The sequence below is a fragment of the Ruminococcus champanellensis 18P13 = JCM 17042 genome (genome assembly GCF_000210095.1).
In the GTDB taxonomy this organism is placed as follows: domain Bacteria; phylum Bacillota; class Clostridia; order Oscillospirales; family Ruminococcaceae; genus Ruminococcus_F; species Ruminococcus_F champanellensis.
The window spans coordinates 1450478-1470875 of record NC_021039.1; the positions used below are offsets into that span (position 1 = coordinate 1450478).

General features: G+C 56.5%; 20 protein-coding genes. 14 read left to right on the forward strand and 6 right to left on the reverse strand.

All coding sequences use genetic code 11. The features are described from left to right. Positions 1–295 precede the first annotated feature (295 nt). Genes RUM_RS06395 through RUM_RS06410 form a run of 4 tightly spaced genes read right to left on the reverse strand, consistent with a single transcriptional unit; the run spans position 296 to position 4054 of the window. On the reverse strand, positions 296–1267 hold the full coding sequence (locus RUM_RS06395) for a DnaD domain-containing protein (RefSeq protein WP_015558351.1): 972 nt from the start codon (positions 1265–1267) through the stop codon (positions 296–298). A gap of 9 nt (positions 1268–1276) precedes the next feature. Further along, entirely contained in the window at positions 1277–1942 is a 666-nt protein-coding gene (gene tsaB / locus RUM_RS06400; protein ID WP_041326306.1) for a tRNA (adenosine(37)-N6)-threonylcarbamoyltransferase complex dimerization subunit type 1 TsaB, read from the reverse strand. Further along, complete coding sequence (gene tsaE, locus RUM_RS06405) at positions 1923–2375, reverse strand: tRNA (adenosine(37)-N6)-threonylcarbamoyltransferase complex ATPase subunit type 1 TsaE (protein ID WP_015558352.1); 453 nt, start codon at positions 2373–2375, stop codon at positions 1923–1925. Before tsaE ends, tsaB begins: the two co-directional genes overlap by 20 nt. Beyond that, positions 2375–4054: a formate--tetrahydrofolate ligase gene (locus RUM_RS06410; RefSeq protein WP_015558353.1), complete on the reverse strand. Its 1680-nt coding sequence runs from the start codon at positions 4052–4054 to the stop codon at positions 2375–2377. Before RUM_RS06410 ends, tsaE begins: the two co-directional genes overlap by 1 nt. 171 nt (positions 4055–4225) lie before the next feature. Between RUM_RS06410 and RUM_RS06415 the strand changes: the two genes are divergently transcribed. Both RUM_RS06415 and RUM_RS06420 read left to right on the forward strand, forming a co-directional pair. Beyond that, positions 4226–4783, forward strand: a complete 558-nt coding sequence (locus RUM_RS06415; protein ID WP_015558354.1) for a DUF5662 family protein — start codon at positions 4226–4228, stop codon at positions 4781–4783. Further along, positions 4776–5756 (forward strand): ATP-binding protein, encoded by a 981-nt coding sequence (locus tag RUM_RS06420; protein ID WP_015558355.1) that lies wholly within the window; start codon positions 4776–4778, stop codon positions 5754–5756. The genes RUM_RS06415 and RUM_RS06420 overlap by 8 nt, the downstream gene beginning before the upstream one ends. A gap of 71 nt (positions 5757–5827) precedes the next feature. On the opposite strand, the gene RUM_RS06425 is transcribed toward RUM_RS06420, so the two are convergent. Further along, positions 5828–6631, reverse strand: a complete 804-nt coding sequence (locus tag RUM_RS06425; protein ID WP_015558356.1) for a sugar transferase — start codon at positions 6629–6631, stop codon at positions 5828–5830. Positions 6632–7042: 411 nt separating this feature from the next. Here RUM_RS06425 and RUM_RS06430 point away from each other — a divergent pair, with 411 nt between their 5' ends. Then, a complete protein-coding gene (locus RUM_RS06430; protein ID WP_015558357.1) occupies positions 7043–7495 on the forward strand; it encodes a VanZ family protein in 453 nt (150 codons plus the stop codon). Here the strand turns inward: RUM_RS06430 and RUM_RS06435 are convergent. After that, positions 7480–8595 (reverse strand): bifunctional chorismate mutase/prephenate dehydratase, encoded by a 1116-nt coding sequence (locus tag RUM_RS06435; RefSeq protein WP_015558358.1) that lies wholly within the window; start codon positions 8593–8595, stop codon positions 7480–7482. The two genes, RUM_RS06430 and RUM_RS06435, sit on opposite strands and share 16 nt — an antisense overlap. A gap of 318 nt (positions 8596–8913) precedes the next feature. Between RUM_RS06435 and ruvC the strand changes: the two genes are divergently transcribed. The 11 genes from ruvC to truA all read left to right on the forward strand — a co-directional run bounded on the left by ruvC (position 8914) and on the right by truA (position 20396). Then, the gene (ruvC, locus tag RUM_RS06440; RefSeq protein ID WP_015558359.1) at positions 8914–9420 is read left to right on the forward strand and encodes a crossover junction endodeoxyribonuclease RuvC; all 507 of its coding nucleotides are present in this window, start codon (positions 8914–8916) and stop codon (positions 9418–9420) included. Between the two features lie 56 nt (positions 9421–9476). Next, on the forward strand, positions 9477–10082 hold the full coding sequence (gene ruvA, locus RUM_RS06445) for a Holliday junction branch migration protein RuvA (protein ID WP_041326307.1): 606 nt from the start codon (positions 9477–9479) through the stop codon (positions 10080–10082). Between the two features lie 106 nt (positions 10083–10188). Continuing rightward, positions 10189–10911, forward strand: coding sequence for an enhanced serine sensitivity protein SseB C-terminal domain-containing protein (locus tag RUM_RS06450; protein ID WP_015558360.1), 723 nt, complete (start codon positions 10189–10191; stop codon positions 10909–10911). A gap of 69 nt (positions 10912–10980) precedes the next feature. Continuing rightward, positions 10981–11991 (forward strand): Holliday junction branch migration DNA helicase RuvB, encoded by a 1011-nt coding sequence (gene ruvB / locus RUM_RS06455; protein ID WP_015558361.1) that lies wholly within the window; start codon positions 10981–10983, stop codon positions 11989–11991. A 40-nt stretch (positions 11992–12031) separates the two neighbouring features. Beyond that, positions 12032–13384 (forward strand): phosphoglucosamine mutase, encoded by a 1353-nt coding sequence (glmM, locus tag RUM_RS06460; protein WP_015558362.1) that lies wholly within the window; start codon positions 12032–12034, stop codon positions 13382–13384. A gap of 3 nt (positions 13385–13387) precedes the next feature. Continuing rightward, entirely contained in the window at positions 13388–14254 is an 867-nt protein-coding gene (locus RUM_RS06465; protein WP_041326310.1) for a class I SAM-dependent methyltransferase, read from the forward strand. A gap of 139 nt (positions 14255–14393) precedes the next feature. Beyond that, the gene (locus RUM_RS06470) at positions 14394–15272 is read left to right on the forward strand and encodes an energy-coupling factor transporter ATPase (protein WP_015558363.1); all 879 of its coding nucleotides are present in this window, start codon (positions 14394–14396) and stop codon (positions 15270–15272) included. A gap of 23 nt (positions 15273–15295) precedes the next feature. After that, the gene (locus RUM_RS06475; RefSeq protein ID WP_041326311.1) at positions 15296–16171 is read left to right on the forward strand and encodes an energy-coupling factor transporter ATPase; all 876 of its coding nucleotides are present in this window, start codon (positions 15296–15298) and stop codon (positions 16169–16171) included. Continuing rightward, a complete protein-coding gene (locus RUM_RS06480) occupies positions 16165–16968 on the forward strand; it encodes an energy-coupling factor transporter transmembrane component T family protein (RefSeq protein WP_015558364.1) in 804 nt (267 codons plus the stop codon). Before RUM_RS06475 ends, RUM_RS06480 begins: the two co-directional genes overlap by 7 nt. Positions 16969–16980: 12 nt before the next feature. Further along, on the forward strand, positions 16981–19596 hold the full coding sequence (locus tag RUM_RS06485; RefSeq protein ID WP_081460007.1) for a YfhO family protein: 2616 nt from the start codon (positions 16981–16983) through the stop codon (positions 19594–19596). Continuing rightward, complete coding sequence (gene truA / locus RUM_RS06490) at positions 19575–20396, forward strand: tRNA pseudouridine(38-40) synthase TruA (protein ID WP_015558366.1); 822 nt, start codon at positions 19575–19577, stop codon at positions 20394–20396. Before RUM_RS06485 ends, truA begins: the two co-directional genes overlap by 22 nt. Positions 20397–20398: the final 2 nt, after the last annotated feature.

The window sequence follows — 20398 nt, forward strand, 5'->3', positions numbered from 1 at the left end:
AAATAAAAAAACGGTTAAAAGCATACGCCTTTAACCGTTATTGACCATTCTATCAGAACAGGACGCAATTCCAGCGGAACAGCGCAGCTCCGATCATGCACATAACAGAGGGCGCACAGTATTCTTCAGACGCACGACTGCTAGGTTCACGACGAAAAACTGTGCCATGGTGGTTCCTCCTCCTGTAAAATTATGAGCATGTTTTTATTATACGAGCATGCGCCGGATTTGTCAAGAGCTTTTTGTGTTTTTATCACTTTTCACAGGAAAACAGGGGAAAAAGCCTGCATCCTTGTCAAAAGTTATTCATCAACTGTTTGTAATCCTCCAGGGAATAGGAGTGCGTATCGGTGTCCGGGCTGCTGCTCCGCTTTGCACGGGCGGCATCCACCGCCTCCCGGCTGGTCAGCCCCTCGTTCTCCCAGGTGGCAAGAATTTTGTCGATGTAGGAGAAATTCAGCTTGTCAATGGATTCCACGCAGAGCTCGTAGGCGTAGGTGATCATCTCCAGCTTGTAGCCCTTACTCTGCCACTGGTCGATGAATGCCTGCTGCTTGGTGGTGGGGCGGCGCTGCATTTCAAACGCCCGTATGATATCCGCAGTAAAGGTGCGCTGCGCCGTCAGTGCCTGTACCTCCTGCTGGGCACGCTGGAAGGTGAGAATATCCCGCTCCTGCCAGCTGACTGCAACGGTTTCAATGTAGCGTACATGGGGCTTCTCGATGGAAATGCAGTACCCGATCAGCATCAGGATCACATCCGGCCCAAGTCCCAGATAGTCTCGCATCCACAGCAGGGAGCGCTGCTCCGTGGGAGTCAGCATCCGGTGAAACTGCTGCTCCGCCATGTCGAACAGGCTCTTGATCTCCCTGGATTCCTGGATCCGGGCAGCAAGCTCTGAGGGGGTGGGCAGGAAGCCGGCGCTGGAGCGCTGGGCAAAGGGCTTGGGCACCTCCGTAGCAGGCTGGGGTGTGGGGGCTGCCGGTGCCGGAGCATTTTGCCGGACTGGCTCCTGGGGCTGTGCCGTGCCGGATCGCTCCAGAATATTGGCTTGCTCCCAGAACAAAAAAGCATCCTCCACCTGTTCCCTGGAGATGGAGAGTGCCTCCCCGATGGCTTCATCGGTCAGGGTTTCGTTGCCGTGCCGCAGCAGGTACAGCAGTACCCGGAGGGCGTCCGGAGATGCAAGCTTTAAAAAGTGATCTGCAACCGCATTGGGAACCGGGAACATCTGGTTCCATGCGCCGCAGTGAAGCTGAAAATCCATGATAGGCTCCTATTCGTGTTTGAGCTTTTCCGCCTGGGTAGCCTGTAGGTACCGGGCACACAGGGCGTCTGCATCCACCGGCTGGGCATGTCGGGCGGCAAGGGCGATTCCGGCTGCGGACTGGAGCAGCAGATGGGGAGGAGCCTGGATCAGCCCAGGCTCTGCTTCCAGCAGCATGGCTGCACCGTCCCCGCATACAGTTACCGGCTGGGGCAGGGTGCGAAGCTGTTCCAGCAGATGTTCCTGGGGTAGGATGGCATCCTCCGTCAGCCGGGTGATCTCCCTGCCGTCCGAGGAAAAAATGCCGCAGTAGTGAAGCTGCTGCCGGGCGTGAATGGCGCAGCAGAGGGTGCCCCGGGTGCCAAGCAGATTGTACGCCATGCCCTCCAGGGTGGAGATGCCGGCGCAGGGCTTGCCCAGGGCAAACGCCATGCCCTTGACGGCGGAGATGCCGATTCGCAGACCTGTGTAGGAGCCGGGGCCGTCCGCAACCGCAAACAAGTCGATCTCCTCCAGGGTCACCCCTGCATTGTCCAGCAGCTGCCGGCAAAGGGGCAGCATGACCTGGGAATGGGTGCGCAGGGTGTACAGGGACACCTGTGCCCGCAGGGTGCTGTCCTCCAGCAGGGCTGCGGAGGCGGTATGTCCCGATGTGTCAATCGCCAGGATCAGCAAAGCGGTCATCTCCTTCTATGGTAATGATACGGGTGTCCCCCGCTCCGTAGGCAATGCCGATCCGCAGACACTGCTCCGGCAGGGCGTAGGGGATGTTTTCCGACCACTCGATGGCAAATACCGAGTCAGACAGGGGGTAATCATAAAAGCCGGTGGATTCCAGTGCCTCCGGCAGGGTGATCCGGTACATGTCAAAGTGGTACAGGGGTGTGGTGCCTGGCTTTCCCAGGTATTCGTTCACCAGGGCAAAGGTGGGGGAATGCACCTCGTCCGGCAGTCCCATGCCCCGGGCGATGCCCCGGGTAAAGGTGGTTTTTCCGGCACCCAGCTCTCCGGTATAGGCGATCACGTCCCCCTTACGCAGCAGCCTGCCGATGGCTTCCGCAAGGGCGATGGTTTCCTCCGGGCTGTGGGTGATAATCTGCCGCATCATCAGAACAGACCGGTGATGCAGCCGTTGTTGTCGCAGTCAATGCGCAGAGCGGCAGGCTCCTTGGGCAGACCCGGCATGGTCATAATATCTCCGGTGAGGGCAACCACGAACCCGGCGCCGGAGGACAGCCGCAGATCCCGGACGGTAATGCTGAAATGTTTGGGCTTGCCCAGCAGTGCGGGATTGTCGGACAGGGAGTACTGGGTCTTGGCGATGCAGACCGGAATATTTCCAAAGCCCAGCCCTTCGATCTCCTTGATGGCCTTTTCTGCCTGTGCCGTATACACCACATCATCCGCCCGGTAGATCTCGGTGGCAATGATACGGATCTTTTCCTTGATGGGCAGCATTTCATCGTACAGGGGACGGAATTCGCTCTCCGCCTCGCTGCACATGTCGATGGTCTCGCAGACCCGCTTTGCAAGCTCCAGTCCGCCTTTGCCGCCCTTGGCAAAGACCTCACACAGAGCGCAGTCTACGCCCATCTTCTTGCAGAAATTCTGCATCAGAGCGATCTCCTCCTCCGTGTCGGAGTAGAACCGGTTGATGGCAACCACCACCGGCAGGTGGAACTTATGCATGTTCTCAATGTGGGTCTGTAAATTGACCATACCCTTTTCCAGTGCCCACAGGTTCTCCTTGGTGAGATCCTCCTTCTTGACGCCTCCGTTGTACTTCATGGCACGAATGGTGGCAACCAGTACCACGCAGGCAGGCTTCAGCTTGCCGAACCGGCACTTGATGTCAAAGAATTTCTCCGCACCCAGATCGGAGCCAAAGCCTGCCTCTGTCACGCAGTAATCCCCCAGCTTCAGCGCCAGCTTGGTGGCACGCAGGGAGTTGCAGCCGTGGGCGATGTTGGCAAAGGGACCGCCGTGAATGAATGCGGGGGTCTGCTCCAGGGTCTGTACCAGATTGGGCTTCAGGGCATCCTTCAGCAGGGCGGTCATGGCTCCCTGGGCACCCAGATCCCGGGCAAAGACCGGCTCGTTTCTGGTGTTGTATGCCACCAGAATATTGCCGATGCGCTCCTTGAGATCCGCCAGGTCGGATGCCAGGCAAAGAATCGCCATGATCTCGGATGCAACCGTAATCTGGAAACTATCCTCCCGGGGTACGCCGTTTGTCTTGCCCCCCATGCCGACCACCGTATACCGGAGTGCCCGGTCATTCATATCCATACAGCGCTTGAACAGAATCCGCCGCTGGTCGATCTGCAGTTGGTTGCCCTGCTGCATGTGGTTGTCGATCATGGCGCACAGCAGGTTGTTTGCCGCCGTGATGGCGTGCATGTCACCGGTGAAGTGCAGGTTGATGTCCTCCATGGGCAGTACCTGGGAGTAGCCGCCGCCGGCTGCGCCGCCCTTGATGCCGAATACAGGACCCAGGGAAGGCTCTCGCAGTGCCAGCATGGTTTTCTTCCCCAACCGGGTCATAGCTTGTGCCAGACCTACGCTGACCGTGGTCTTGCCCTCTCCGGCAGGGGTGGGGTTGACTGCCGTCACCAGAATCAGCTTCCCGTTTGGCTTCCGTTCCAGCTTTTTGAACAGGGCTTCAGAAAGCTTTGCCTTGTATTTTCCGTAATACTCCAGGTCATCCTCCTGGATTTCTATCTTCTCTGCGATGTTGCGAATGGGCAGCAGCTCCGCCTGCTGTGCAATCTCAATATCCGTCAGCATATGTACACGCCTCCACTCTCTGTATTTGCTGCATTGCAGCAGATACACTTATTATAGCATTTCCCGGCGGAAAATGCAACACATGCTTTGTGGGGGATGCCTTGCATTTTTCCGCTCCATCCGATATAATAGAAACAGAACAAGTTCGAGAACGGAAACGGAGGGGGATTCATGCATCCCTGGAAGCACTTTTGTACCATTACCCGGCACCGGCATCAGGTAATCCGGCATTGCCGGAAAGCGGGTATTCTCTGGCAGGGGCTGCGGCATGACCTGTCCAAGTATACTCCCACGGAATTCATTCCCGGCGCCCGGTATTATATCGGCACCCGGAGCCCCAACGAGGGGGAGCGGCAGGACAAGGGCTACTCCCTTGCCTGGATGCACCACAAGGGGCGGAACCGCCATCATTTCGAGTACTGGACGGACTATGTGCCCCCGACCCGGAGGATGCAGCCGGTGCCCATGCCCGCCCGGTATGTGGCGGAAATGTTCTGTGACCGGGTGGCAGCCAGCAAGATCTATCTGGGGGAGCAGTATTCCAACGATGCGCCCCTGGCATATTTTCTCCGGGGAAAGCCTGGCAGAATGATCCATCCGGATACTTCTGACCAATTGGAGCGGCTGCTGACCATCCTTGCACAGGAAGGGGAGGATGCCGCCTTTTCAGCAGTGCGGCAGATGGTGAAGAAAGCAAAGCAAGGAAAGGAGCCGGGACGGCATGAATAAATACGAACAGTTTCAGGAGGCTATGCGTACCATCCAGGCACGGCGCACGGCGGCAAACGCCCTGGCGGAGGCGCGCACCAGGGAAGTGAACGAACGCTTTCCCCAGATCCGGGAGATCAACAGCCGCCTGTCGGATACGGCAATGGAGCTGTTTCATGTGCTGCAGGCTGGGGGAGACACCCAGGAGCAGATCGAGCAGATCCGCCGCCGGAATCTGGAGGGGCAGCGAATCGTCCGGCAGATGCTCCTTGCCAACGGCTTGCCAGAGGATTATCTGGAGCTGCACTATACCTGCCCCAAATGCGATGACACGGGCTATGCCAACGGGTGCTACTGTGACTGTCTGAAGCGGGAGCTGGGCAGACTTGCTATCGAGGAGATGAACCGGCATGCCCAGGTGAAGCTGTGCAGCTTCGACAGCTTTTCTCTGGAGTATTACCGGAACGATCCGGCATGCTACGAGACCATGCGACGGATCCTTGCCTTCTGCAAGCGGTATGCAGCCCAGTTTGATTCCCATGCCCCCAGTCTGCTGCTGTCCGGCAACACGGGGCTTGGCAAGACCCATCTGTCCCTTGCCATTGCCAGCGAGGTGATGCAGAAGGGGTATGGGGTGCTGTACGATTCGGTCATCAACCTGCTGCGCCGGGTGGAGCGGGAGCATTTCGGCAGAGGCGAGGTAGGGGCGGATACCCTGGAGATTCTGCTGACCTGTGATCTGCTGATCCTGGACGATCTGGGTGCAGAATTTGACAGCAGCTTTTATGTGTCCACTGTGTACAACATCATCAACACCCGGCTCAACTGCGGCCTGCCCACCATCATCAGCACCAATCTGACCCATGAGCAGGTGCAGCGCCGGTATGAGGACCGGATCGTGTCCCGGCTCTTTGCCACCTATACGGGGCTGCATTTTGTGGGAACGGATGTGCGGCTACAAAAGGCAAAGAAAGCTGCCCAGCAGAATGTATGATGTCATATAAAAAACTACATGGAAACCGCCGCTGTACAGATAATACAGCGGCGGTTTGTTTGTATATTCTATTATCTTGCGCCCTTACGCTTGAGTACCACAGCAATGGTGGAGAAAAACAACTTGCAGTCCAGACCAAGGCTTCTGGTACGGATGTATCGCACGTCGGATTCCACCCATTCGTCAAATGCCATATCGCTTCTGCCCTCGCACTGACAAATGCAGGACAGACCGCCCTTGACCATCAGACGCTCCATCTGGGCAGGGGTATACAGCACCACTTCCCGGGGAAGGGGCGGACGGGGACCGATCAGGGACATATCTCCCTTAAGCACATTGAACAGCTGAGGCAGCTCATCAATGGAGGTTTTGCGGATAAAACCACCGATCCGGGTGATCCGGGGATCGTGCTTGCTTTTAAAAGCAATGCCGTCACATTCGTTTTTCTTCTGGACTTCTTCAAAGCGCTTTTCAGCGTCCATGCACATGGAACGGAATTTATACATGCGGAAGGGCGTTCCGTTTTCCGTCAGTCGAACCTGGGAAAATATGGGTTTTCCTTTATCCTCTATGTAGATAATAGCGGCAACGATCAGTCCCGGGATCAAAAGGAGCAGAATGCCCAGCGCGGAAAGTACAACGTCAAGAATCCGCTTGACTGCCCGGTATGCAGCGGATCCTGCTGGCTTCAGCGTACTGTGCTTCAGCGTTTCCTGAATGCCTGTGCAAAGCAGATTCAATGCATTTTCGTCAAACTCCAGGATGGGATACTGGGTGATCCCCTCCTGATTGGTTTGCAATGCCTCTATGGTAACTTCGGTGATCATATTTTCTGTCATACTGGTCTGTTCCAGACCGGTACTGTTGGTTATCATTCTCTCGCCCCCAAATATTGAATCGAGTTCCCTTCTGGAAATGGGCTGCTCTCTATATAATATATCAGTGTCTATATCTGTTTGTTTCGATTCACATATGCAGACCAAAGCAGTATATGCCGAATGCTTGTCCGTTGTTCAAAAGCGAATGCGGACGATGCGCTGCGTCCACATAAATAGTCATGTGTCTATTATAACGTGTTTCGGCGGGAAAGTCAAATAAATACGCTTGAATTAACATGACTCTCTGAAAATTCGTCATATTGTACGATATCTTACGTTGCTTGTATTATACAATTCACACTGCCCTTTTATATCCTATCAAGAAAGCAGGTTTGTCAGTAGAAGATGTTGTCGTTTTTTTTGACAACACTTTGACGGATATGCTATAATGAGAATCAGGTGGTGAGTATGAAAATGAAACGAAAAAAACCAACGGTGCTGTATGGACTGATCGTTCTGACGATATGCTTTATCTGGGGCAATTCCCTGATGCCAGCTTCTGTTTCCGGTGCCATCAGCGGCAAGGCGGCGGAGCTGCTGTCCCATATCATTTCCCTGCCTGTAAGCCCGGAAGGGAACGCCTCCGACGGGGTGCTGCGCAAGCTTGCCCACGGCACGGAATTTTGCATACTGGGCATAGAACTGGCAGCATTGCTGCATCAAGCATGGAAACAGCATTGGGAGCGGCTTATCCTGTGCGGTGTGGGGACGGCGCTGCTGGACGAAACCATCCAGCTGTTTGTTGCCGGAAGATCCGGTATGATCAAGGACGTATGGATTGATCTTGGGGGCTATACAGTGGGTGCGGCGATATGTCTGCTGCTGTGCACCCGGCTGCATGGGACTCACCCCAGGGTCTGATGATTGCCCAGAAAACGGAACTCGCTCAGGGAGCCTGCCAGGTCAGCCAGCAGCGCATTTACCCTGGGGTCCAGCACATTGCCGCTGAAGTCCAGATAGAATCGTACATCAAAGCTGCCGTCCGCCACCGGGCGGCTTTCCAGTTTTTGCAGATCCAGCCCGTTTGCCGCAAATTTATTCAGCATCCGGGACAGGCTTCCCGCCCGGTTTGGCAGCTCCGCAATGATGGAGATGGTATCTGCCTGTTCCGGGATCAGGCATTCCTTTGAAAAGCAGATGAACTTTGTCACGTTTTCCATGGCGTCCGCAATGTCCGGGCGCAGGATCCTCAGTCCGTACTGCTCCGCGCACCGGGGGCTGCATACAGCTGCATAGGGCAGGGGGGACTGGGCAACAAACCGGGCTGCCGTTGCGGTATTGCTGTAGGACAGCTGCTCCAGTCCGCTTTCCCGGAGAAAGCCGCTGCATTGCTGCAAGGCCTGGGGATGGGAGCAGACGGTGGTCAGCTTTGCCGGATCCATGTCCTTCCGGATCGCCAGACAGTGCCGGATCTCCAGATTTACCGTGGCAGCAATGTAGCCCACCTGTTGGTGCAGCAGCTCATAGGTGGGAATCACCGTGCCGGTGGTGGTGTTCTGGATGGGCAGGATGCCAAAGTCGATCTCTCCGGAGCCAACTGCTTTGCATACATCCCCGAAGGTGGCGTAGAATTTCGCCTCGGCTCCCGGAAACAGCATCCGCAGGGCGGTCTCGGAATTGGAGCCACGGGTGCCCTGACAGCCTGCCCGGGCACAGGACAGCGTCTTGACCTGCTGAAAAGAAGGCATCCAGGAGGCATCCGCCAGTACCTGCTGCTGGTAGCATTTGCTGATGTCCATAATGGCGGCAAACAGTGCTGCAGCGCTCTGGGACATATCCGGCGGCGCCATATCCCGGATCCGTTGGATGACCTGATCCTCCCGATCCTTCTGAAAAACGGGCATATGGTTTTCTTTCTTGTAAACCCCCACCTGTCTGCAAATGGTCATGCGCTGTGCAAAGGCGCTGAGAATGGTTTCATCCAGCTGGTTGATCTGGGCACGCAGTGCTTGTAAGTCCATAAGGGAGCCTCCCGTGTTTTTCTGATTCTATGCCATTATACCGGATTTCAGAGAAAAAATCAAGGCGCAGCCTGCAAAGCCTTTATGACCGCAGGACAGCCGCTTTTTCGTCAGATTGCATAGAAATCGCCGGGGAATGCAAGGACATTGCCGGAAATATCTGTGTGATATGACGGAAACGCTTCCAGAAATCGGAACATGTGGCGGTAGAGGCGCTTGCCGGGAGGCGGCAATATGAGAAAAAGTCAGTCCAGCCCTTGAAATACTGTGCGGAAGTATGCTATAATAAATAGTACTATCGTGTGAAGGGTGTGCATTATGCGAATCATCGGCATCGACCCGGGTTATGCCATTGTAGGCTTTGGCGTGCTGGACTACCGGGGCGTGGAATTTACCACTCTGGAATACGGGGCGATTCTGACGGAGGCGCATACGGACTTTCCCCAGCGCCTGGGGAATATTTACGAGGATATGTGCTTTATTCTGGAGCGATTCAAGCCGGATGCCCTTGCCATCGAGCAGCTGTTTTTCTACTCCAACAAGACCACCGGCATCGACGTGGCACAGGCAAGAGGGGTGATCCTGCTTGCCGCCGTGCAGCATGGAGTGCCGATTGCCGAGTATACTCCCTCTCAGGTCAAGCAGGCGGTGGTGGGTTACGGTAAGGCAGAAAAGCGGCAGGTTATGGAAATGACCCGGCGGATCCTGCACCTGGAGCAGATTCCCAAGCCGGATGATGCTGCGGATGCACTGGCGCTTGCCATCTGTCACGGTCATTGCAGCCGGGGTGCTCGTTCTCTGACCCAACGCACGGGAAGAATCTAGGGCAACACTGCACAAAGCTTGTGCGGGGTTGCGTTTTATAGGGAGGTGGCACAAGGGTGCTGTACAGCCTGCGAGGCAAATTGATTCACAAAGAACCGGGGCTTGTGGTGATTGAATGCGGGGGCGTTGGCTATGCCTGCCGCACCACCTATGCCGCATCCGGCGGAATCGGCGAAACCGGCAGGGAAGTGTTCCTGTATACATATTTATATGTCCGGGACGAGAATATCGAGTTGTTCGGCTTTTCCGATCAGCAGGAGCTGCGCTGCTTTCAGCTGCTCATCAGCATCTCCGGGGTGGGACCCAAGGCGGCGTTGTCCATTCTCTCGGATCTGGAGCCGACCCGGTTTATGCTGACGGTTGCCGCCGGGGACAGCAAGGTGCTGACGAAGGTCAAGGGCATCGGAGCGAAAACCGCCCAGCGCATTGTGCTGGAGCTGAAGGATAAGATCAGCAAGGAGCCGCTGCCCCAGCCGGACGGCAGCAATGAGCCGGTATCCCGGACCGCACAGGGCAGCGTTGCAGAAGCCCTGTCCGCATTGCTGGTGCTGGGGTATACCCAGGGCGAGGTGACGCCCATTCTGGCAACGCTGGACGATCAGCTGCCGGCAGCTGAACTGATCAAGCAAACCCTGCGCACCATCGGCAACAGAAAAAAATAAGGCAATACCGCATAGCGCTTATGCAGTGTATGTGCATTGTGCAGTATTGCCTGAAGCGGCACCGCATGCCGCCTTGGATATTACATGAAGGGAAGGAAAGTTTTCTATGAATCTTGACGAATTGCTGCGGGAGGCCATTGCTCACCCGGAAAAGCGATCCCTGTTCCTGCAGACCCTGATCAAAAGCGATGTGTATGTCATCTGCAAAAATCCGGTGAAGCCCAATCCGGACGGCAGCGTGCAGATGGAACTGATTACCACCACCAATCCGGATGGGGATGTGTTCATTCCCTTTTTCACCAGCTTCCGTTCCCTCCAGGTCTTTGCGAAGCGGTATGTGAACTGCTACAAGCTCAATTGTCTGCGGCTGTTTGATCTGATCCAGTCTGCTTCCGCCGTACTGAACCCCAATTCCTACGGCAAGGAGTTCTCCCCCCAGGAGATCCAGAGCATTCTGATGATCGCACACAACCTGAACATTCCTGCCATCTCCATGAAAGAGGAGGAAACCATCCAGTATCGGAAGCTGTCCCGTCAGGTACCCTATCTGACCAAGGCTGCATCCAAATACCTGTCCAAGCAGCCCAATGTGGACGCTGCATATATTCTGGAAATGGTGCGGGGCTGTGAAAGGCCCCAGATCCTGTTTGTATTCGATATGATCGGCAGCACCCGGAAGCTGTTCTACCCCCTGTCCAAATATCTGGCAGAGGTGGTGCATCCCGGGGACAGCCTGTGCTTTTTGAGCATGGAGCAGGAGGCTGCGAAAAAGGCGGTTCAGGGCATCGATCCCTTCTATGTCCGCAAAAAGCGGTTCTTTGAGCGCTGATTGCCATACCCGGCATAGCTGTTGGAGGTTCATGTGATAGATACTGGTGAAATGGAGTTTGAGAGCCGGATGACCGCTCCGGAGTTTACTCCTCCGGATGTGGAACTGGAGTTCTCCCTCCGTCCGAAAACACTCAATGAATATATCGGTCAGGATAAGGTCAAGGAAAACCTGGCGGTTTATATTGAAGCAGCACGCCGCAGAGGGGAGCCTCTGGATCATGTGCTGCTGTATGGTCCCCCCGGTCTGGGCAAGACCACCCTTGCAGGCATCATTGCCCAGGAGATGGGTGTCAACCTGCGGATCACCTCCGGCCCTGCCATTGAAAAGGCAGGGGATCTGGCGGCACTGCTGACGAATCTGTCGGAAAATGACGTGCTGTTCATTGACGAGATCCATCGGCTTTCCCGGGCGGTGGAGGAGGTGCTGTATCCGGCCATGGAGGACAATGCCCTGGATATTGTGATCGGCAAGGGGCCCTCCGCCAATTCCATCCGGGTGGATCTGCCGAAATTCACTCTGGTGGGGGCTACCACCCGTGCGGGACAGTTGACCTCCCCCCTGCGGGATCGGTTCGGCATCATCCAGCGGCTGGAGCTGTACCCGCCGGAGCAATTGTGCGACATCATCCGCCGCAGCAGCATGCTGCTGGGGATTCCCTGTGAATACGACGGCGCTATGGAGCTTGCCCGGCGTGCCCGGGGCACACCCCGTATTGCCAACCGGCTGCTGAAGCGGGTACGGGATTTTGCAGATGTTATGGGGGACGGAAGAATCTCCCGCCAGATTGCCTGTACCGCTCTCGACAAGCTGGAGATCGATGAGCTGGGGCTGGACAGTCTGGACAAACGGATGCTGCAAATGATCATCAAGGGCTACAACGGGGGACCGGTCGGCCTGGAAACCCTGGCTTCCGCCATCGGGGAGGAGGCTGTGACCCTGGAGGATGTGTGCGAGCCGTATCTGATGCAGCTGGGCTTTTTGTCCCGGACGCCCCGGGGCAGATGCGCAACCCAGCTTGCCTATCAGCATCTGGGCATTCCACAGGAGGGAAGCCAGGACGGTCAGCTGACCTTGTGATAGCATACAATACTACACTACAAATAAGGAGATTGGACAAATGGGAAGACTATTCGGAACAGACGGCGCAAGAGGTGTGGCGATTACGGAGCTGACCTGTGAGCTTGCGATGCAGATCGGCAGAGCGGCGGCACTGGTGCTGACCCGGAAGATGAATCACAAGCCGATGATCTATATCGGCAAGGATACCCGGATTTCCTCGGATATTCTGGAAGCTGCCCTGGCGGCAGGCATCTGCTCTGTGGGAGCCAATGCGGAGCTGCTGGGCGTTGTGCCCACGCCGGCTGTGGCGACCCTTGTCCGGCTCAATGCGGCGGATGCCGGAGTGATGATCTCCGCCTCCCACAACAGCGTGGAATTCAACGGCATCAAGCTGTTTTCCTCCACGGGCTATAAGCTGTCCGATGAAATCGAGGAGGAGATCGAGGCGCTGATCCTGGATCACCCGGAGCAGATCAAGCTCCAGTCCCATACCAACGTGGGGCGCATCAGCGTGTACCAGGACGCACAGCGGGACTATATTCGTTATATCCAGAAGGCGATCCATACGGATCTGAAGGGGCTGCGGGTAGCCCTGGACTGTGCCAACGGCAGTGCTTCTGCCACAGCAAAGAAGCTGTTTGAGGGTATGGGGGCAGAGGTGCTGATGGTCTGCGATCAGCCCGACGGCAGCAACATCAACGCCGACTGCGGCTCCACCCATACGGAAAACCTTATGGAGTTTGTACCGGAGCATCAGTGCGACTTGGGTCTTGCTTTCGACGGGGATGCGGATCGGTGCCTGGCGGTGGACGAAAAGGGCGAGTTGGTGGACGGCGACAAGCTGATTGCCATTTTCGCCAAGGCATACAAGGATCAGAACAAGCTGAAGAACAATGCCGCTGTGGTTACGGTGATGACCAACCTGGGTTTCCAGCATTTTGCGGCAGCAGCCGGCATTGACGTGGTGGTTGCATCCGTCGGCGACCGGTATGTGCTGGAGAAAATGCTGGACGGAGGCTATAACATTGGCGGCGAGCAAAGTGGTCACATTATCTTCTTGGATGAGGCTACCACCGGAGACGGACAGCTATCCGGCGCAAAGCTGATGGAGATCATGGCGCAGACCGGCAAGAAGCTCAGTGAGCTTGCCACTGTGATGGAGCATTTCCCACAGGTGATGATCAACGTCAAGATCGCCGCAAAGGATCGGGAAATGTGGAAGAATGACCCGGATATCACTGGACTGATCGCAAAGCGTGAGGAGGAACTGGGGGATACGGGCAGGATCCTGGTACGGGAAAGCGGTACGGAGCCACTGATCCGGGTGATGCTGGAGGGGCGTGACTTCCGGCTCATCAATACCTTTGCAATGGAGATTGCGGATAAAATCAGAGAAAAAGTAGGACGATAAGCTTTGAGAATTGCAGACAACTGGAAGGAATACCGGATCCTGGACACCTCCGACGGAGAGAAGCTGGAGCTTTGGAACGGCGTGAGTCTGATCCGGCCGGATCCGCAGATCATCTGGAAAACGCCCCATGCCGTACCTCAGTGGGACACGGCGGACGGTCATTATCATCGCTCCAATGCAGGAGGCGGTAGCTGGAGCTTCCGCAGAAAGCTGCCCGATTCCTGGATGCTTCACTACAAGGCGCTGACGTTTCAGATCCGCCCCACCGGCTTCAAGCATACAGGGTTGTTCCCGGAGCAGGCGGTGAACTGGGACTATATGTCCGGACTGATCCAGAACGCAGGCAGACCCATCAGCGTATTGAATCTGTTCGCATACACCGGAGGCGCCACCCTTGCCTGCGCCCAGGCTGGTGCTTCCGTGTGCCATGTGGATGCCTCCAAGGGCATGGTTCAGTGGGCGCGGGACAATGCGGCGGCATCCGGTCTGACGGAAAAACCCATCCGGTGGATCGTGGATGACTGTGAAAAATTCGTGCAGCGGGAGATCCGCCGGGGAAGAAAGTACGATGCCATTGTGATGGATCCCCCCAGCTATGGGCGTGGCCCCGGGGGAGAGGTCTGGAAGCTGGAAAACTGCGTGTATGATCTGGTGCAGCTTTGCGCCGGGGCGCTTTCGGAGGATCCGCTGTTTTTCCTCATCAACAGCTATACCACCGGGCTCTCCTCTTCGGTGATGGGGTATATCCTGGGAACGGTGCTGCAAAAAAAGCTTGGCGGCAGCGTACAATTTGATGAAATCGGGCTGCCGGTGGAGCAAAGCGGTTTATACCTGCCCTGCGGTGCAACGGCAATCTGGCAGGCTGAATAAGGGCAGTGTCCCGGAAATATGGTATGGGATACGGCGGTATGTGGGGCAACAGCGGGACAAGTGTCCGCGCATTGCCCTGCTTCCTGTTTTGGGCATGCATCGTGTCCTGCCGAACCCATGCTACGAAAGGAGCCGGATCATGGCTGAAAACTGCATCATTGAAGTGCAGGATCTGCACTTTGCATACGAAAACGAATTGGAGCCGGAGAAGCCTGCTCATGAAGTGCTAAAGGGCGTGAATTTACAGATCCGCCGGGGAGAATTCGTGGCAGTGCTGGGACATAACGGTTCCGGTAAATCCACCCTTGCAAAGCACCTGAATGCCATTTTGCAGCCTACCTCCGGCAAGGTGCTGGTGGAGGGCATGGACACCTCCGATCCGGAGCTGCTGTTTGACATCCGGCAGCATGTGGGCATGGTGTTTCAGAATCCGGACAACCAGATTGTGGCTACCATTGTGGAGGAGGATGTGGCATTTGCACCGGAAAACCTGGGGGTGCCCCGGGAGGAAATGCGCAAGCGGGTGGATGATGCTCTGAAAGCGGTGCATATGTACGAGTACCGGCATCATGCCCCCCACCAGCTGTCCGGAGGACAGAAGCAGCGGGTCGCCATTGCCGGTATCATTGCCATGCGGCCGGACTGTATCGTGCTGGACGAGCCCACCGCTATGCTGGATCCCCACGGCAGGCGGCAGGTCATGCGCACCATCCGGAGTCTGAACCGGGAATACGGCATCACCATTGTGCTGATTACCCACTATATGGAGGAAGCGGCGGAATGTGACCGGGTGGTGGTGATGGACAGCGGCAGGGTGCTGCTGGACGATACCCCCCGGCAGGTGTTTTCCCATGTGGCGCAGCTGAAGGATGTGGGGCTGGATGTGCCCCAGGTGACGGAGCTTGTGTATCTGCTGAACCAGGCTGGCTGTCAGCTGGATCCCCACATCATCCACGAGGAGGAATGCGTGGAGGCACTGGCACAGCTGCTGGGAGCACCGGATGCGCCCGGTGTGTGAATATCCATGGAGGAGAGAGACGATTGGCAATTCTGAAAACTGAGGGACTGACCTATCAGTACAGTGTAGGCACTCCTTTTGAAAAAACCGCTGTGGATCATGTGGATCTGGAAATCCAGGACGGGGAGTTTGTTGGTCTGATCGGCCATACCGGCTCCGGGAAATCCACCCTGATTCAGCAGTTCAACGGCTTGCTGAAGCCCACCTCCGGCAGGATCCTCCTGGACGGGCAGGATATCTGGGCGCTGAAAAAGGCGGATATGCGGCAGGTGCGGTTCCAGGTAGGACTGGTGTTTCAGTATCCGGAATACCAGCTGTTTGAAGAAACCGTGTATAAGGACATTGCATTCGGCCCCCGGAATATGGGACTGGATGAACAGGAGATCGACCGGCGGGTGCGGCAGACTGCCCAGGCAGTAGGTCTGGCACCGGAGCTGCTGGAGCAGCCTCCCTTTGCCCTGTCCGGAGGACAAAAGCGCCGGGTTGCCATTGCCGGCGTCATGGCAATGGAACCACGGGTGTTGATCCTGGACGAGCCTACCGCCGGGCTGGATCCCCGGGGCAGGGACCGGATTCTGGATCAACTGAAGGCGTACCACCGGAGCCATGGGGGTACCATTATCCTGGTGTCCCACAGTATGGAGGATGTGGCACGGTTCGCCTCCAAGATCCTGGTGATGAACCAGGGCAAGGTGTTCTGCTACGACACCCCGGAGCATGTGTTCCGCCGTTCTGAGGAGATCCGGAGACTGGGCTTGTCCGTGCCACAGATCACCCGGGTGTTCAACGCACTGGAAAGCCGGGGCTATCGGTTTGACAGCCAGGTGTATACGGTGGCGTATGCAAAGGATATGCTGTTGCGGCATCTGAAGGAAAAAGGCGGTGATGGAACATGCTGAAGGACATTACCCTGGGGCAGTACTTTCCCGGAGAAAGTGTGATCCACCGGCTGGATGCCCGGTTCAAGATCATCCTTACCACCCTGTTCATCGTCATGCTGTTTGTGACCCAGAAGGCGCTGGGACTGGCAGTGGGAGGCGTGTTCTGCCTGTTTGCCATCGCCCTGTCCCGGATCCCGGCAAAGATGTTTGTCAAAAGCATCAAGCCCATCGTTCCCATTCTGATCTTCACATCCCTGCTGAACCTGCTGTTCATCGACAAGGGAACGGTGCTGTTTGCCTGGAAGTTTATCCACATTACCCAGGGGGGCATCCAGACCTCCGTGTTTATGGTGATCCGCATCATGTTCCTGATCGCCGGCACTTCTCTGCTGACCTATACCACGTCCCCCATCCAGTTGACTGACGCCATCGAGCGACTGCTTTCTCCCTTGAAAAAGCTGCATGTGCCGGTGCATGAGCTGGCGATGATGATGACCATCGCCCTCCGGTTCATCCCTACGCTGATCGAGGAAACCGACAAGATCATGGCGGCGCAGAAGGCACGGGGGGCGGATCTGGAAAGCGGCAGTCTGATGCAGCGTGCAAAGGCGCTGATTCCCATTCTGATCCCCCTGTTTGTGTCCGCATTCCGCCGGGCGGAGGAGCTTGCCACCGCCATGGAATGTCGGTGCTACCGGGGCGGAGAGGGACGCACCCGGCTGCGGCAGATGCAGTCCGGTGCCCGGGATTATATAGCCCTGGGCGTTACCTGTGTTTTTCTGGCGGCAGCCATCGTGCTGCCCCGGTTGATCTGACCGGAGGGATCCATGATGCAGCGTGTGCTGAAACTGGCAGGACGCATCAGCCGCAGGGCAGAACGGCATCCACTGCTGTGGTGCTTTCTGCTGCCCTGTTTGCTGTTCGGCTTTGGCTTTGTGATCCAGGGGATCTACCCCTTCGGCAATGCCCAGATTCTGGTGACGGATCTGTGGCACCAATATTACCCCTTTCTCCGGCTGTTGCAGGAAAAGCTCCAGACCGGCGGTTCCATGCTCTATACCTGGCGCTCCGGACTGGGCACCAATTTCCTCAGCCTTGCTTCCTATTACACCGCAAGTCCGCTGAATCTGCTGGTGCTGTTTGTGCCGGCAGTATGGCTCCGGGAGGCTCTGACCCTGTTCGTGATGATGAAGGTGGGCTTTGCCGGGCTGTTCTGCGGCATGCTGCTGAAGGATCTGTTTCACCGCCGGGATATGTCTTTGGTGTGCTTTTCCATGCTCTATGCCCTGTGCGATTATATGACCGGCTATTACTGGAACGTTATGTGGCTGGATACGGTGGCATTGCTGCCCCTGGTCATGCTGGGTCTGGTCTGGCTTGTCCGGGACGGGAAGCGTTGGCTCTATCCCCTTGCACTGGGGTTGTCTTTGATTTCCAACTACTATATTGGCTATATGACCTGCATTTTCAGCGTACTGGCGTTTTTTGTACTGTGCATCTGTCTGGGCCGGAGCATCCGGCAGTGGCTGCTGGCAGGGATTCGGTTTGCATACTGTTCCCTGATAGGAGGCGGACTGTCCGCCTGGCTGCTGCTGCCTGCATACCGGGCATTGGGACTCAGCTACAGCGCCAACAGTCAGTTCCCGAAGAAAGCCCTGTGGCAGTTGGACTGGCGGGACATGCTGTCCAATCTGCTGAGCTTTCAGCGCCCTACCTCCCTGGAGGGACTGCCCAACGTGTCCTGCGGCATGCTTTGTGTGGTGCTGTTCTTTGCGTTCATTTCCGCAAAGAAAATTCCCCTCCGTGAAAAGCTTTGCGCAGTATCCCTGCTGGGATTCCTCTTTGCTAGCTGTAGTCTGAACATCCTCAACTATATCTGGCACGGATTTCACTTCACAAACATGCTGCCCTACCGGTTCTCCTTTCTGATCTCTTTCGTACTGGTGGTGCTGTCCTATCGGGCATACTGCACCCTGGACCGATGGCAGCGGTTCCAATTTGTGCCCATCCTCCTTGGTACAGGTGCGCTCTGCATCCTTTCCTGGGGACGGCAGACCAGATTTGCCGTGATTTGCAGCGGTCTGCTGGGGATCGGCTTTCTGCTTCTGCTGCTTGCCCGGCAGTTCCGGCAATGCAGCCGCCGGGAGCTGAACCGGATCCTGGTGATTGCCGTTACAGTGGAAATGCTGTTCCAGGTGCGGCTGGGAAACCAGCAGGTGGGATCCACCAACCGGGAAGTGTATCCCCGGAACAATGTACAGATGGAAACCCTGCTGGAGCAGCTGTCCCTGCAGGATGCGGACTTCTACCGGGCGGAGGAAAGCCGAACCTACACCCTCAATGAGGGGGCGTTGATGGGCTTTAACGGGGTATCCCAGTTTTCTTCCTCTGCCAATGTGGCAGTGACCGGCATGCTCAAGCGGATCGGTCTGTCCGCCGGGGAGAATGCCAACCGGTACTGCTACAGTGCCTCCACCCCCTTCACCAATATGCTGCTTGGGGTCAGGTATGTATTTGCGGTGGATGGGTATCTGCCGGATGCAGCCCTGTACACGGAGGTACTTTCCGCTGCTCCTGTGACCGCATACCGGACAAATTATGCATTGCCCCTGGGCTATATGGTGGAGGAGGACGTGCTGAATTGTGCTATGACCAGTGGCGGCAACGTATTTCACAACCAGAATAAACTGTTTTCCGCCATGACCGGGATCCCGAAGGATCTGTTTTCTGCGGAGCTGCCTTCCGGCACCCGGCATACAGACATTACCGCCGACAGCAATCACTATGGCAGCTATCACATCTGCGCCGGTTCTGCGCCGGGCAGGGCTGCCTTTGATTTCACCCCTGCGGAGGACGGAATCTATTATGCCTACGTCAGCGGCGGCGGCATCAAAAACGTGGAGGTAGACCGGCTGGGTATACAGCCCCAGAGCTACAACATGGAGCGCCGTCCCTATCTGTTCCCCCTGGGCAGCATTTCCGCCGGGGAAACGGTTTCCATTGGCGGAGAGATCCCGGCGGATACGGATCAGTATCTGACCTTGTATGTGTACCGGCTGAACCGGCAGGTACTGGAGGAGGGGTATCAGCGCCTGGGGGATGAGGTTCTGACGGATCTTCAGGTGAAGGATACATCCGTGTCGGGCAATGTTACGGTCAGGACAGAGGGCATGCTCTACTGCTCCATTCCCTTTGAACCGGGCTGGAGTGCTCAGGTGGACGGGGAACCGGCGGAGCTGGTACCTCTGTGCGGTGCCATGACCGGCATTCGGCTGACCCCCGGCACCCACAGCATCCGGCTGAACTATGTGCCGGACGGATTCCGGGAGGGTGTTCTCATTACCGGAGCCAGTGTGCTGCTGTTGGGGGCAGATCTGGCAGCGGCATGTGTATGGAAGAAACGAAGAAAGAAGGTGCACCCATGCGAACCCTCAAATGCATGATGGCATACCGGGGCACAAAGTATCACGGCTTTCAGCGACAGGATAATGCCCACACCGTCCAGGAGGCGGTGGAGCAGGCGCTGGGCAGTGTGCTGAACCATCCGGCGACCATTTACGGCTGTTCCCGGACGGATACGGGGGTGCATGCCCGGCAGTATTGCTTTTCCTTTCAGACGGAGCGTCCGATCCAGCCGCTGAATCTGGTGCGGGGGGTCAACGGCAGGTTGCCGGATGATATTTCCCTGCTCAGTGCGGAGGATGCGGCACTGTCGTTTCACGCCCGGTATGCCTGCCGGGGGAAAGAATACCTGTATCTGATCCACAACAGTGAATCCCCCAACCCGTTTCTGCGGGATCTTGCCTGTCACCACCGACGCCCCATTGATCCGGCATTGCTACAAGCCTGTGCGGATCGCTTTATCGGCACCCATGACTTCAAAAGCTTTTGCAGCGCCCAGGCACAGCGTACCAGTACTGTCCGCACCATCTATGATTTTTCTGTAGAAATGAGCGGAGATTCTATAATACTACTTGTCAAAGGCGATGGTTTTCTGTATAATATGATTAGGATCCTTGTGGGCACCATGCTGCAGGTCAATGACGGCAAGCTGAAGCTTTCGGATCTGGACGGAATCCTGGCAGCCCGGGATCGGCGATGCGCCGGAAAAACCGCAATGGCATGCGGTTTGTATCTGAACCGGGTGTTCTATGACGATGCATATCAGACAGAGCCGAAAAAAGGACTCCGGATTGTAAAAAAGGAGATGGAGCCGGTACCCGTTCCGGGATGGATCCGGTAAAA

Coding starts and splice junctions, on each gene's coding strand:
- RUM_RS06395 (WP_015558351.1), bottom strand. CDS start 1,267: ATGGATTTTCAGCTTCACTGCGGCGCATGGAACCAGATGTTCCCGGTT.
- tsaE (WP_015558352.1), bottom strand. CDS start 2,375: ATGATGCGGCAGATTATCACCCACAGCCCGGAGGAAACCATCGCCCTT.
- RUM_RS06410 (WP_015558353.1), bottom strand. CDS start 4,054: ATGCTGACGGATATTGAGATTGCACAGCAGGCGGAGCTGCTGCCCATT.
- RUM_RS06415 (WP_015558354.1), top strand. CDS start 4,226: ATGCATCCCTGGAAGCACTTTTGTACCATTACCCGGCACCGGCATCAG.
- RUM_RS06420 (WP_015558355.1), top strand. CDS start 4,776: ATGAATAAATACGAACAGTTTCAGGAGGCTATGCGTACCATCCAGGCA.
- RUM_RS06425 (WP_015558356.1), bottom strand. CDS start 6,631: ATGATAACCAACAGTACCGGTCTGGAACAGACCAGTATGACAGAAAAT.
- RUM_RS06430 (WP_015558357.1), top strand. CDS start 7,043: ATGAAAATGAAACGAAAAAAACCAACGGTGCTGTATGGACTGATCGTT.
- RUM_RS06435 (WP_015558358.1), bottom strand. CDS start 8,595: ATGGACTTACAAGCACTGCGTGCCCAGATCAACCAGCTGGATGAAACC.
- ruvC (WP_015558359.1), top strand. CDS start 8,914: ATGCGAATCATCGGCATCGACCCGGGTTATGCCATTGTAGGCTTTGGC.
- RUM_RS06450 (WP_015558360.1), top strand. CDS start 10,189: ATGAATCTTGACGAATTGCTGCGGGAGGCCATTGCTCACCCGGAAAAG.
- ruvB (WP_015558361.1), top strand. CDS start 10,981: ATGACCGCTCCGGAGTTTACTCCTCCGGATGTGGAACTGGAGTTCTCC.
- glmM (WP_015558362.1), top strand. CDS start 12,032: ATGGGAAGACTATTCGGAACAGACGGCGCAAGAGGTGTGGCGATTACG.
- RUM_RS06470 (WP_015558363.1), top strand. CDS start 14,394: ATGGCTGAAAACTGCATCATTGAAGTGCAGGATCTGCACTTTGCATAC.
- RUM_RS06480 (WP_015558364.1), top strand. CDS start 16,165: ATGCTGAAGGACATTACCCTGGGGCAGTACTTTCCCGGAGAAAGTGTG.
- RUM_RS06485 (WP_081460007.1), top strand. CDS start 16,981: ATGATGCAGCGTGTGCTGAAACTGGCAGGACGCATCAGCCGCAGGGCA.
- truA (WP_015558366.1), top strand. CDS start 19,575: ATGCGAACCCTCAAATGCATGATGGCATACCGGGGCACAAAGTATCAC.